The organism is Janthinobacterium aestuarii (assembly GCF_051380835.1).
In the GTDB taxonomy this organism is placed as follows: Bacteria; Pseudomonadota; Gammaproteobacteria; order Burkholderiales; family Burkholderiaceae_D; genus Janthinobacterium; species Janthinobacterium aestuarii.
In genome coordinates, this window is the sequence record NZ_JBNYXU010000002.1 from 431,573 (window position 1) to 444,852 (window position 13,280).

8 protein-coding genes are annotated in these 13,280 nt (G+C 65.8%); all 8 read right to left on the minus strand.

Annotated elements, in window-relative coordinates:
• Positions 1-579 precede the first annotated feature (579 nt).
• The 8 genes from corA to paoC all read right to left on the minus strand — a co-directional run bounded on the left by corA (position 580) and on the right by paoC (position 13,279).
• Positions 580-1,566, minus strand: coding sequence for a magnesium/cobalt transporter CorA (gene corA, locus ACQ4WO_RS08060; RefSeq protein ID WP_230516515.1), 987 nt, complete (start codon positions 1,564-1,566; stop codon positions 580-582).
• Between the two features lie 107 nt (positions 1,567-1,673).
• Positions 1,674-4,046, minus strand: coding sequence for a TonB-dependent siderophore receptor (locus ACQ4WO_RS08065; RefSeq protein ID WP_436480961.1), 2,373 nt, complete (start codon positions 4,044-4,046; stop codon positions 1,674-1,676).
• A 94-nt stretch (positions 4,047-4,140) separates the two neighbouring features.
• Positions 4,141-5,115 (minus strand): FecR family protein, encoded by a 975-nt coding sequence (locus tag ACQ4WO_RS08070; RefSeq protein ID WP_436480962.1) that lies wholly within the window; start codon positions 5,113-5,115, stop codon positions 4,141-4,143.
• Positions 5,112-5,630 carry a sigma-70 family RNA polymerase sigma factor gene (locus ACQ4WO_RS08075; protein WP_436480963.1) on the minus strand — a complete coding sequence of 173 codons (519 nt, stop codon included), beginning with the start codon at positions 5,628-5,630 and terminating at the stop codon, positions 5,112-5,114. Before ACQ4WO_RS08075 ends, ACQ4WO_RS08070 begins: the two co-directional genes overlap by 4 nt.
• 136 nt (positions 5,631-5,766) lie before the next feature.
• Entirely contained in the window at positions 5,767-8,283 is a 2,517-nt protein-coding gene (locus ACQ4WO_RS08080) for an ATP-binding protein (RefSeq protein ID WP_436480964.1), read from the minus strand.
• A 10-nt stretch (positions 8,284-8,293) separates the two neighbouring features.
• The gene (locus tag ACQ4WO_RS08085) at positions 8,294-9,322 is read right to left on the minus strand and encodes an ABC transporter substrate-binding protein (RefSeq protein WP_436480965.1); all 1,029 of its coding nucleotides are present in this window, start codon (positions 9,320-9,322) and stop codon (positions 8,294-8,296) included.
• Positions 9,319-10,956: a response regulator gene (locus ACQ4WO_RS08090; RefSeq protein WP_436480966.1), complete on the minus strand. Its 1,638-nt coding sequence runs from the start codon at positions 10,954-10,956 to the stop codon at positions 9,319-9,321. The genes ACQ4WO_RS08085 and ACQ4WO_RS08090 overlap by 4 nt, the downstream gene beginning before the upstream one ends.
• Positions 10,957-11,080: 124 nt before the next feature.
• A complete protein-coding gene (paoC, locus tag ACQ4WO_RS08095; RefSeq protein WP_436480967.1) occupies positions 11,081-13,279 on the minus strand; it encodes an aldehyde oxidoreductase molybdenum-binding subunit PaoC in 2,199 nt (732 codons plus the stop codon).
• Position 13,280 lies beyond the last annotated feature (1 nt).

Genomic DNA, 13,280 nt, shown 5'->3' on the forward strand with positions numbered 1-13,280 from the left:
TGTTGGTGTTGGTGTTGGTGTTGGTGTTGGTGTTGGTGTTGGTGTTGGTGTTGGTGTTGGTGTTGGTGTTGGTGTTGGTGTTGGTGTTGGTGTTGGTGTTGGTGTTGGTGTTGGTGTCGTCATTGAGCTGCTTTAAGTAAAGTTATTCCGTGCGCCTTGAACGGTTGTATGAGCTGGAATTCACACAAACAGTGGGCGATGTATTTCACAAGGAAAATCATTCCATTGTAAAGAATATAAACCTGAAAATAATTCCATAAAGCAACATGTTGATGTAGATCAACTTCCATGCACGGAGCAATGACTTCTGCCGTCCTCCAAACTGGGAAGCGACGTGCGTATGGGCGCAGACATAAGCGGCCGGGGAAAAAAAAGCTCCTGGAAAACCAGGAGCCTTGTGGCGTCGGGCAAGCAATGTAGGTCCGCTCCGGCGGCTCCGGGTGCAGCGCCAGTCGGACTGCTATCCACGCCAATGAGGTTCAGCTACATACCATCAACCGCCTTGGCAAGAGACTTCATCGTAGCAGCTAATTGAGCGGGGAAACTTTCCAATACTTGCAGGCCGGCCATCTGCCGCTGCTACAGCCACCCTTCGCGCTTCAGGCGCCGGTGCAGCCAGAAGCAGCCGGCGATGATGACGGCGATCACGGCCGGGTAGCTGCCGCGCCACTTCAGTTCCGGCATGAATTCGAAGTTCATGCCGTACAGGCTGAAGACCATGGTGGGCACGGCCAGGATGGCGGCCCAGGCGGCCAGGCGCTTGACGACCTCGTTCTGCCGGATCGAGATTTGACCCAGCGCCACCTGCATGGCCGAATTGACCAGCTCGCGCATCTGCCCCGCCGTGTGCGTGACCCGTTTGACGTGGTCGAGAATGTCGCGGTAATAGATGCGGTTTTCCTTGGGCACGATGTCGCCATGGAAACGGATCAGCTGGGTGCAGATGTCGTGCAGGGGATTGACGGCCGCGTCGAGCTTGAGCAGCTCCGTCTTGAGCTGGTAGAAATCCTGCAGCTTGTCTTCGGAGAGGCTGGGTTTGAACAGCTGCAGTTCATAGTGCTGGAAGCGGGCCTGCAAATGGTCGATGCAGGGCTGGTACTGGTCGACGATGAAATCGATGATCGAATACAGCACGTAGCCGGGGCCGCTGGCCAGTTTCTCGGGCACGCTTTCCTTGCGCTCGCGCAGCTTCGCATAGCCGGCCGAGGGGCCATGGCGCACCGTGATGATGAAACGGGGGCCGAGAAAGACGTGGGTTTCGCCGTAGACGATGGCCTCGCCGTCGAGGGTGGCCGTGTGCATGACCATGAACAGGGTGTCGCCGTACTCTTCCAGCTTGGGCCGCTCGTGCGCGCCCTGCGCATCCTCGACGGCCAGTTCGTGCAAGCCGAAGGCCGATTGCAGCGCCTGCATGGCCGTGGCGTCGGGGCCGGCCATGCCGATCCACACGAAACAATCGGGGTCGCCGAGAAAGTCGCCCACCTTGTCGATGTCGAAATGGGCGATCTTCCTGCCGTCGCGATACGCTTCGCAATTGACGACGGCGGCGTGGGTACTCAAGTCCATGGTGTTTTCGGAAAATGACGGCAATATCGGGGGGCCAGTATAGCGGAAAGACCATGTTCGCCGTACCACCATGCGGACCGGGTCAAGGCGGCCCGGCCCGCACGACCTCAATAGCGGTAGTTCAAGCTCAGCATCGCATTGCGCGGGTCGCCGTAACTGACCCTGCGGCCCGTGCTGATGCCGTAGTAGCTGCGGTCGCCCAGGTTGTTGAGGTTGAGCGAGAGGGCCAGGCGATCGGAGACCTGGTAGCGCGCCATGGCGTCGAACACGGCGTACGAACCCTGGTGCACGGTGGTGGTGCCGCCGCGCACGGCCCGGGTTTGCTGCCAGGTGTGCGATTGCCAGCGGGCGCCGCCGCCCAGCGTCAGACGGGGCATCGGCTGCCAGGTGCTGTACAGGCTGAGCTGGTCTTCGGGCGCCAACGTGTTGACCTTGCCGGCCGCGTCGCGCGCAATCTTGTGCGTGTAGCCGGCCTGCAGCTGCCAGCCCGGCATCAGCTGGCCCGACACTTCCAGTTCCACGCCGCGCGAGCGCACGCCATCGATGGCGCGGTAGGCGTCCATGCCCGTCACCTTGTTGACGGCATCGACAGACTCCGCAAAATTATCCTGGCGCACCTCGAACGCGGCCGCGCTGGCGTTCAGGCGGCCGTTGAGGAATACGCCCTTCACGCCCGCCTCGATATTCTTGCCCAGCACGGGGTCCAGTGTCTTGTTGTCGACGTCGCGGCTGTTTTGCGGACTGAAGATGTCGCTGTAGCTGGCAAACGCCGTCAGGTTTGGCGCGAAGTCCCAGGTCAGGCCCGCATACGGCGTGAAGATCGACGCCTCATCGATGTCGGCCGTGGGATTGACGTAGGACGACAGGCGCCCGCCCACGATCACGTGCACGCCCTGCGGCAGCGAAAAGCGGCCCGTCGCATACACGGCCTTCTGGCGGATGACTTCGCGGGCCGTGTCCAGTTCCCACTTCGGCTCAGCGACTATGCCCAGGTAGGTGTAAATGTTATCAACCTTGATGAAGGAATACGGACTGAAAACGTCGTCCGACCGCTTGCGGTAGGCGTTCGCGCCCACCACCAGTTCATGCGTGCGGCCCAGCCAGGTGAACGGGCCCTTGGCGTACACGTCGAGGCCATTGCTGGTGGCGTCGCTGTTGTACTGGCGCGCCGTGACGGACGTGCCGCTGCCGTCCGCCTTCGGGAAACCGTCAAGGTAGGCGACGGGCGCGTACAGGGCGTTGGCCTGGTGGTTCAGGCGCAGATTGGCCAGCCAGCCATTGTCGAAGGTGTGCTCGAGCGAGGCGAAGACGGATTTGGCTTGCGTCTGCTGCGTGCTCCAGGTAGGCGCGCCATTGAACGAGCGGGGCATGGTGAAGCGCTTGCCGTCCGCGTCGAACAGCGGCGCGCCACCCCAGTCGCTATTGCGCGGCACCGTGTGCTGATAGTCGGCGCCCACGGTCAGCAAGGTGCGCGGCGACAGGTCCGCCGCCACCGTGCCGTAGGCCAGTTCGGAGCGGCGCTGGTAGCGGTCGACGAACGAGTGTTTGTCCTGGTACGACGCCACGGCGCGCGCGCGCACGCTGCCGCTGTCGTTCAGCGGACCGCCCACGTCCGCCATGCCGCGGTAATTGCTCCACGATCCAGCCGACAGGTCGGCCAGCGCGCGCAATTCGCGCGTGGGCTTTTTGCGGACCAGGTTGACCGTGGCGCCCGGCGTGCCGGCTCCGCTCATCAGCGCATTCGCGCCTTTCAGCACCTCGACCCGGTCGTACAGGTCCATATTGGCCAGCGACTCGCCCAGGTTCAGCGAGGCGTCGCGCGTCCACGGCAAGCCGTCGTAGCTGAAATTGTCGAGCGAAAAACCGCGCGCATAGTAAATCGTGCGCTCGCTGTCGATGTGCTGCACGTACACGCCCGGCGTGTGGTTCAGTACTTCGCTCAGCTGCACCAGGCCGAAATCGTCCATCTGCTGGCGCGTGACGACGCTGACCGCGTGCGGCGTCTCGCGCGGCGACAGCACCAGGCGGTTCGCCGTGCTGACGGCGCCCGTCGTATAGGAACCCGTGTCTTCCGTCACTTGCCCCAAGTAATTGGTGGTGATGACCACTTCCGGCATCGTTGCCTCGGGATGGGCGGCGGCCTGTGGCGCCGCCGCTTGCACGGTATAGACGCCGCTATCGGTCTTGAGCAGGGCCAGCTGCGTGCCCTGCAAGGCGCGGCGCAAGGCCTGCTCCGCCGTGAAATCGCCGTGCACTGCCACCCCGCTGGCGCCGCGCGCCAGGTCCGCATCGATGGAAATGCGCACGCCGCCACGGCTGGCAATGGCGATCAGGCTGGCGTTCAAAGGCTGGGCCGGCACGTCATAGCGCACGGTGGCTGGCGCCATTTGCGCCGCTGGCGTTTGCGCCAGGACGGTGGGCGCGGCGCAGGAAAGTAACATTACAGCCAGGGGAATCTGGCGCATCAACAATGGTGGCATGCTGGGACTCTATCTTGGTGGTGAAGGAAAAGTGGGGCTACACCAGGTATGAGTCGCGGCGCGCCAAAAGTGATAGTGCCGGCGCAAAAAAATGTCAGCCTGCCTTCAGGTCGAGGCCCGTCCACCAGCCGCCGGGTCCCTGGCGCAAGGTGACGGGCAGGGTTTCGGCCAGCGCCAGCAAGGTCGCCCCGCTGTCGTCGAGCGAGTAATTGCCCGATACGCGCAGCACCGCCGCCTGCGCCGTGATGTCGATGTAGCCGTGGCGGTACGGACGCAAGGCGGCGACGATGTCGCCCAGCGGCTGGTCGACGGCCACCAGCATGCCCCACTCCCACGCCGTCGCCTGCCCTGGCGCCATGCCGGGCAGCATGGTCAGCCGGTCCGCGTCGAAGCGCGCCGCCTGGCCCTGGCGCAGCACGCGCGCCAGTCCTTTGCCGGCCGGACGCACGTCGAGATCGCCCCGCACGGCCAGCGCCACGGTGGCCTGCGCTTCGCGCCGCAGCATCAGTTCGCCGCCCGGCGCCGTCACCGTGCCGTGCGCGCTGCGCAGCAGGAATGGCGCGTTTGCCGCATGCGCCACCCTGGCCAGCAGCTGGCCCTGGCGCAAGGTGACGTGGCGATGTCCATGCGTAACGTCCGTATCGGCCGAGGAACGGGCATCCAAAGTCAGCACGCTGCCGTCGGCCAGCGTGTAGCGGCCCCGCTTCGCCGTGGCCGTATGCAGGTCGGCGCTCCAGTCCGGCAAGAACGGGCTGCCGCGCAGCAGCCAGGCGCCGCCGAAGGCCGCGCCCGCCAGGCACAGGGCACCCTGCAGCCACTGGCGCCGCTGCTCATCGTGCCGGGCGGCGCGCGCCAGGGTTTGCCCGACAGTCCCCGCCCCGCCCGCCGCCTGCAGCGGGCCGACGCTGTACTCGACGGCCTGCCCCAGGGCGCGCCACGCGGCCGCATGGCGCGCATCGGCGGCCAGCCAGCGGGCGAAGGCCTGATGTTGAGCCGCGTCCGCCTCTCCCGAACTCAGTTCGACCAGCCAGCCGATGGCGGCGTCCTGTACCGCAGGGGACATGCTCATGCCGGCTCTGCGGCGGCCAGGCAGCAGCGCAAGCCTTGCGCCATGTACTGGCGCACCATGCTGGCCGATACGCCCAATTGCGCCGCGATCTGCGCATACGTGAGGCCATCGAGCTGGCTCATGAGAAAGGCGCTGCGCGCCTTGACGGACAAGGTATCGAGCGCGCGCGACAGCCGCTCCAGCGCTTCGAGCAGCACGGCGCGTTCCTCGGGCGACGGCTGCACGGCGTCCGGCAGCAGCGCCAGGGTGTCGAGATAGGCCTGCTCGATATCGCGCCGCCGCCACTGCCGCAGCAAGACGCTTTTCGCTACCGTCGTGAGATACGCGCGCGGCTCGCGGATGGCGGCCAGCCGCCCCGCATGCAACACGCGCACAAAGGTTTCCGATGTGACATCTTCCGCCTCCGCCCGGTTACGCAGGCGTAACAGCAAGCGCTGCATCAGCCAGCCATGGTGGCCCGTAAACAGGCTGGCGGCCAGCGTGGCGTCATTCGAAGGGAAAGGCAAGGCAGACAAGAGCGGATCCGGCGTCTTTAATGATAATGATTCTCATTATATTGCAGGGACTGGAGGATGTCCCGCAATTTTGCTATTGTTGTCAGGCGCCGACAACGCAGCAGCGGTCTTGAAGGACGAGGGATGCCGCAGCAGGCTAAGCCGTCGATATGATCGCATTCAAGGCGCGCCGCAATTCCTTCAGCCGGGGCGGCTTGCCCAGCACGCAGTTGACGTGTTCGGGATAGTCGCTGTCGGCCGCCAGGCGCTGGCCCCAGCCCGTGAGCATGATGATGGGCGTGGCCGGCGAACACTGGCGCACGGCGCTGGCCACCTTGCGCCCGTCCACGTGGGGCATGCCCAGGTCCGTGATGACCACCTCGAAATCCTCGTGCCGGTCGCGCGCGGCCAGGAAGCTGTCGATGCCGGCCTGGCCCCCATCGGCGGACACCACGTCGTGGCCATCGATTTCCAGGATGTCGCGCAGGGACTTGAGCACCATCGGGTCGTCGTCGACCACGAGGATGCGCAGGCGCGGCGGCACGGCGTGGGCCGCGTCGGGCGCTTGTTCCCCCTCGTCCGCCGCGCAAGCGGGAAAAACCAGGCGCACCGCCGTGCCCTGCCCCGGCGCCGTGACGATGTCGATGCTGGCGCCATGGCGCTCCATCATGCCGTACACCATGGCCAGGCCCAGGCCCGTGCCCCGCTCGCCCTTGGTGGTGAAAAACGGTTCCAGGCAGCGGCGGCGCGTGTTCTCGTCCATGCCGACGCCCGTGTCGGCCACTTCGATCTGCACCTGGCGCGTCAACTGGCCGGGCTCGCCCATGCTGGCCGTGCGCACGGTCAGGGTGCCGCCATCGGGCATGGCGTCGACGGCATTGAAGACGAGGTTCGTCAGCGCTTCGCGCAATTCGCCCACGCTGCCGGGCAGCATGGGCAGCCCGTCGGCCAGCTCCGTGCGCAGGGCGATGACGATGCCGCGCTGCTGCGGCATGTCGCTCCAGCGCGCGCGCGTCAGGTCCAGCACCTGCTGCACCACCAGGTTGGCATCGATGGGCGAGAGCGCCAGTTGCGGTTCGCGCTGGCGGTAGAATTCGCGCATGCGCGCCACGGTGGCGGCCACGTCGTCGATGGCGCGTTCGATCACTTCCAGGCAATGCCGGCCCTGCGGACTGAGATTGGTTTCCGTCTCCAGCAGCGATTCCGTGTACAGGGCCACGGGGGAAATGGCGTTATTGATGTCGTGCGCGATGCCGCTGGCCATCTGCCCCAGCGCGCGCAGGCGTTCCTGCTGCATCACCGACTGCTGCGTCTGGCGTAAATCGTCATACGCGCGCTGTAGCGCGCCGTAGAGCTGCGCCTGGTTGGCGGCCAGCGCCACGTGCTCGCTCAGTTGGCTGAGGAATTCGCACTCGCCGCTGGTAAAGCTGTTTGCGGCGCGGCGCGCCACGATCAGGATGCCGAAGACCGTGTTTTCGGCCAGCAGCGGCGCCATGACGAGGGCGCGCAGTCCCCCTTGCGCCAGGCGCTGCGGAAACGGAAACGCCACCTCGGCGATGTCGGCTTCATACACGAGCTTGCCGCGCACGCAGCTCGACAGTCCATTTTCGTCGATGGGAATGTGCGCGTGTTCGCTCATCATGAACGACTGCGCCAGCGCCTCGCTGCGCACGCCCACGCACGTCACCTGCAGCGCGTGCTGCGACGGTTCGTACAGGCAGATGCAGCTGAAATCGATGGGCAGCTGCTCTTCCAGGCTGCGCACCACCACCTGGAAGATGCTGCGCAAGTCCTGCCGTTCGCCGATAGAACGTGTGATCTGCTGCAGCAGGTTCAGGCGCTCGAGCTGTTCATGCACCTTGCGCTCGGCCAGCTGGCGTTCGGCGATCTGCGTTTCCAGCGCGGCATTCGTGTGCGCCAGCTCGTCGCGCGAGACGGTGGTGCGGCGCAGCTTTTCCGTCATGCCGTCGAAGGCGCGCGCCAGGTCGCCGATTTCATTCTTGGTGTGCACGCCGAGCGAGAAGTCCAGCTTGCCGGCGCCGACGATCAGGGTGCCCTGGCGCAGCTTTTCCAGCGGTCCCGTGACGCTGGTCATGGTGAAGTAAATCAGGCCGGCCACCAGCGCGATAATCATGCCGCCAAACAGCACCACCGCCGCGTTGGCCCGCTGCTGCGCCTCCAGCACGCCTTGCCGGCTCAATTCGGACAGCCGCATCGCCTCCGAAATCATGCCCTGCACCTTGCCCATGATCTGGCCGGACAGGCGCGACTCCAGCTCGTCCAGCACCTCGCGCCGTTGCGGGTCCTGCCCCAGCTCGCGGTGGTTCGCGACAAACAGGTGGAACAGGCCGCCCACGCCGGCCAGGTCGCCCTGCAATTGCAGCAGCAGCGCGCGTTCCTCGTCCGTGCTGAAGGCGGGCGTGGCCAGCAGGCCCGAAGACAGCGATTCGCTGCGCAGCTGCCACTGGGCCCGCGTGCGCTCGCCATGGTGCAGCGCATATTCGATCGACAGGTAGCGCAGCGACGTGACGGCTTGCAGGATATCGGCCGCCGCCTTGTTCTTCGCCAGTTCGCGCTGCATCGCCATGGTGGTGGAAAACAGCATGGCGACGATGATGGCCACGAGCACCACGCAAAACAGTTCGGCCAGCTTGAAACGCGTTACGATTTTCACGGTGGCCTTCTCAATGAATGACCGTCACGGCCGATGGCGCCACGGCTTCGAGGCCGTCCAGGTAGACGGCGTCGAGGAAGTTCGGCATGTCGCCGCGCTCGGCCAGTCGGTTCCTGATGGCCCAGCGCGCCTCGTCTTCCAGCGCCAGCAGCAAGCCCTGGTCGAGCACGACGCCGAAACGGTAACCGTGCCAGGCCGCCTGCAGCCGCGCCGTCTCGCTGGCCGATGTCTTGGCAAACAGGGCGCGCGCGGCGTCGGGCTCGTCCTGGCAAAAACGGGCGCCGGCGATCAGCGCGCGCAGCACCTTGCGCACCGTGGCCGGGTGGCTGCGCACATAGTCGCCCGTGCCGGCCACGTTGAACAGGCCCGCATAGACGCCCTCGCCATAGAAGATGGCCGCCTTGCCCGCGATGCCATGCGCCATGCCCGTCAGGAACGGTTCCCAGCCGGCCGCCGCGTCGACCTCGCCCCGCGCCAGCGCCCCGGCCAGCTGCTCGGGCGCGTAGTTGCGCAAGGTGACTTCGGCGGGCAGCAGCTTCTGGCGGTTCAAAAAAGCATCCAGCGTAAACTGGCCGGAGGTGCCCAGGGTCACGCCGATGCGCTTGCCCTTCAGGCTGGCGGGCGTGGACACGCCGTGGTCCAGGCGCCCCACGATGCCGTGGTCGCGCTCGGCCTCGAAAATGCTGGCGATGATGACCACGGACTGCTTCTTCAGGCTGGCCAGCACGACGGGAATATCGGACACCGTGCCCAGGTCTGCCTTGCCCTGCAACACGGCTTGCATCGAGGCCTTGCCCGACGAATACGGCTGCAGCCGCGCGTCGATGCCTTCGCGCGCGAAATGCCCCTGCCCATGCGCGGCCAGGACGGGGCAGCTGCCCACATATTCCGCATTCACGGCCAGGCGCAGCACTTCCACGGGGCCGGGCGGCGCAGCGGGACGGGCATGGAACCGCCAGATGGCCACGGCAACCAGCGCCAGCAACAGCGCGATGACCGCCAGCCTGGCCATCCACCGCCCCGGTACAAGGCCGCTCATGCGCTGCACTGCGCCGTGGCCGACTCCAGCGCGCTGTTGATGGCCTCGGAAAACGCCGTTACATCGATCGGCTTGGTGAGATAGCGGTAAAAACCCGCCGCCAGCCCCTGGCGGATATCGCCGGGCCCGGCCACGGCCGTCAGGGCGATGACGGGGATATGCGCGGTGCGGGCATCGGCACGCAGCAGATGCATGACTTGCGTGCCGCTGATGTCGGGCAGGTCGCTATCCATCAGTATCAGCTGCGGCACGTGGCGGCGCGCCATGTCCAGGCCCGTCTGCCCGTCGCCGGCCGACAGCAGGTCGAGATCGGGACGAAAATGGATCAAACCCGCCACCAGGGTCACATTCAGGGGATTGTCTTCCACATACAGCAGCGTCTTGCGGTCCGGCAGCCGTAGCGCTTCGGCGGGACGGGCAATGACGGGCAGGCGCGCACTTTCCTGCGGCGGCTGGCGCGCCGGGCAACTGGCGATATCGAGCCAGAAGGTGCTGCCGCGCCCGGGCGTGCTGGCCACGCCCAGCCTGGCCTGCATGGCTTCGGCCAGGCGCTTGCTGACCACCAGGCCCAGGCCCGTGCCCTCCTCGTCGCGCGCATCGCGTCCCAGGCGGTTGAAGGGCTGGAACAGCGCCTCCAGCTGCGTGGCGCTCATGCCGCCGCCCGTGTCGCGCACGGACAGGCGCAGCTGGCGCGCGTCGACGGGCTGGCAATCGACGTGGATCTCGCCCTGTTCACGGTTGTACTTGACGGCGTTCGACAAGAGGTTGATCAGCACCTGCTTGAGGCGCGTGCGGTCGGCCAGCACATGCACGCCGCCCGCTTCGACGAACGTCAGGGTGATGCCGCGCTTGTGCGCCAGCGGTTCCATCATTTGCCAGCATTCGTGGTAGATGTCGGCCAGGCTCACGGGTTCCATCGACAGCGACATATTGCCCGACTCGATCTTGGCGATGTCGAGGATGTCGTTGATCAGGGTCAGCAAATGCCGGCCGGCGCCGAAGATGTGCGAGGCAAAGGTTTTCTTTTCCTGCCCCGTCGAGGGGATGGAATCGGACATCAGCATCTGCGAAAAGCCCATGATGGCGTTGAGCGGCGTGCGCAGCTCGTGGCTCATGCTGGACAAAAAACTGGTCTTTTCCTGGTTCGCCCGCTCGGCCACTTCGCGGGCCAGCTGCAAATCCTTGTTCATGACATCGAGTTCGGCCGTGTGCTGGCGCAGCAGCAGTTCCAGGCGCGCATTGGCGATGCGCAGCTGGCGCGTTTCCAGCGCCCGCGCCAGTATCAGCAGGATGCCCGACACCTTGAACGGCTTGACGACGTAATCGAGCGCGCCCGCCTTCATGGCCTGCACGGCCGAGGCGATCGTGCCTTCGCCCGTCATGATGATGCAGGCCAGGTCGGGATCGATCTTGCGCGCCGCTTCCACCACGGCGATGCCGTTCATGCCCGGCATCATCAGGTCAACCAGCAGCAGGTCGAACGATTCGACGGCCAGCAGCGACAGCGCCGCCTCGCCCGAAGCGAGCCCCGTCGTGTCGTATGCCTGGCCGCACAAGGTGTCGCACAGCGCGCGCACATGCGCCAGCTCGTCATCGACGATCAGTAACCGCGGCGGCATTGATGAGCTGTTCATGCATTCTCCTGGCGGCATGGCCTTGCGGGCCGGAAATTTTCCCGCAACATGCGTTCCGAGCATAGCACTTGGAAATTACCAAAAATACACGCATTGTCACGCGCACCAGGACGCCAGGCAGATGTCAGCCCGTCACGGGCAGCCCCCGCAGCAGCTTGTCCAGGGTCAGCGGATAGTCGCGCACGCGCACCCCCGTCGCGTTGTAGACGGCGTTGGCGATGGCCGCCGCCACGCCGCAGATGCCCAGCTCGCCCACGCCCTTGGCTTTCATGGGCGAAGACGTGGGGTCCGTTTCTTCGAGGAAGATGACGTTCTGGTGCGGAATGTCGGCGTGCACGGGTACTTCGTAGCTGGCCAGGTCGTGGTTGACGAAGAAGCCGCGGCGCCGGTCGACCACCAGTTCTTCCATCAGGGCCGCGCCCACGCCCATGGTCATGGCGCCGATGACCTGGCTGCGCGCCGCTTTCGGATTCAAAATGCGCCCGGCCGCGCACACGGCCAGCATGCGGCGCACGCGCACTTCGCCCGTGTCGCCGTCCACGCCCACTTCGACGAAATGGGCGCCGAACGTCGATTGCTGGAATTTTTTATCGAGGTCGCCGTATTCCATATGGTCTTCCGCGACGACGTCGCCATGATAGGCGGCGGCAGCGAGCGGCACGCTGCGCTCGCCCTGGCTCACTTGCCCATCGGAAAAGCGCGCCTCTTTCTCATCGAAGCCCAGCTTGACGACGATGGCCTGGCGCAGGCGCACGCAGGCCGCGTAGACGCCGGCCGTGGAACTGTTGCCGCCCCACTGCCCGCCCGAACCGGCCGAGACGGGAAAATCCGAGTCGCCCAGGCGCACGACAACCTTGTTCAAGGTCACGCCCAGCATTTCCGCCGCCGTCTGCGCGATGATGGTGTAGCTGCCCGTGCCGATGTCCGTCATGTCCGTTTCCACGGTCACGATGCCGTTGCCGTCAAGACGCACGCGGGCGGCGGACTTCATGACGAGGTTGTTGCGGAAGGCGGCCGCCACGCCCATGCCCACCAGCCAGCGGCCGTCGCGCCGCGTGCCCGGCTGCGCCGGTCTGTCCTTCCAGCCGAATTCCACGGCGCCCGTGCGCAGGCAGTCGATCAAACGGCGCTGGGAGAATGGGCGGCTCGGTTTTTCCGGATCCACTTTCGTGTCGTTCAGGATGCGGAAGACGATGGGGTCCATTTTCAGCTTGTCGGCCATCTCGTCCATGGCGATTTCCAGCGCCATCATCCCCGGCGCCTCGCCCGGCGCGCGCATGGCATTGCCTTCCGGCAAGTCGAGCACGGCCAGGCGCATGGCCGTCATGCGGTTCGGTCCTGCGTACAGCAGCCGCGTCTGCATCACGGCCGTTTCCGGCTGGCCACCTTTGAGGTCGCCGGACCACGATTCATGGCCGATGGCCGTGATCTTGCCGTCGCGCGTGGCGCCGATGCGCAGGCGCTGGATGGTGGCGGGCCGGTGCGTCGTGTTGTTGATCATCAGGGGCCGCGCCAGGGCGACCTTGACGGGACGCTGGGCCGCGCGCGCCCCCAGGGCCGCCAGCAACGCTTCCGCGCGCACGAACAGCTTGCCGCCGAAGCCGCCACCGATATACGGCGAAACGATGCGCACCTTGTCTTTCGGTATGCCAAGCGTGCGGGCCAGGTCGCCGCGGCCCCAGTCCACCATCTGGTTCGCCGTCCAGACCGTCACCTTGTCACCTTCCCAGGCGGCAATCGAGGCGTGCGGCTCCATCATCGCGTGCGACTGGTCGGGTGTCGTGTACGTGGCGTCCAGGCGCACGGGAGCATGGGCATAGGCACCGGCGAAATCGCCCGTCTTGCTGTCGGGCTTGCCCTCCTTCGGCTTGGTGGCGCCGCCCTTGGCCCTGGCCAGGTCGAACACGCCCTGTTGCTCGACATACTTGACGTCAAGCAACTGTGCGGCCGAGCGGGCTTGCTCGAAGGTTTCCGCCACCACCAAAGCGATGGCTTGGTGGTAATGTTCAATGTCCGGCCCGCCCAGCAGCTTTGCCGTGTTCATCTTGCCTTTGCCCAATTTCCCCGCCGATTCGGCCGTGACCACGGCCAGCACGCCCGGCGCGCGCCGCGCGGCGCTCGTGTCGATCGAGGCGATACGCCCCTTGGCAATCGCCGCGCCGACGACATGACCGTAGGCCGCATGCGGCGCTGCCTTGTTCTGCTCGTACGCGTACGGCGCCGTGCCCGTGGTTTTCAGAGGGCCGTCGATGCGGTCCGTGGGGCGGCCCACGACTTTCAGCTGGTCGATGGGATTGGTGGTCGCCGGTGTCGAAAATTTCATG

Excerpts from the sequence above, each read along its gene's own strand:
- corA (WP_230516515.1), bottom strand. The coding sequence starts at position 1,566 with ATGGACTTGAGTACCCACGCCGCCGTCGTCAATTGCGAAGCGTATCGC.
- ACQ4WO_RS08065 (WP_436480961.1), bottom strand. The coding sequence starts at position 4,046 with ATGCCACCATTGTTGATGCGCCAGATTCCCCTGGCTGTAATGTTACTT.
- ACQ4WO_RS08070 (WP_436480962.1), bottom strand. The coding sequence starts at position 5,115 with ATGAGCATGTCCCCTGCGGTACAGGACGCCGCCATCGGCTGGCTGGTC.
- ACQ4WO_RS08085 (WP_436480965.1), bottom strand. The coding sequence starts at position 9,322 with ATGAGCGGCCTTGTACCGGGGCGGTGGATGGCCAGGCTGGCGGTCATC.
- ACQ4WO_RS08090 (WP_436480966.1), bottom strand. The coding sequence starts at position 10,956 with ATGAACAGCTCATCAATGCCGCCGCGGTTACTGATCGTCGATGACGAG.
- paoC (WP_436480967.1), bottom strand. The coding sequence starts at position 13,279 with ATGAAATTTTCGACACCGGCGACCACCAATCCCATCGACCAGCTGAAA.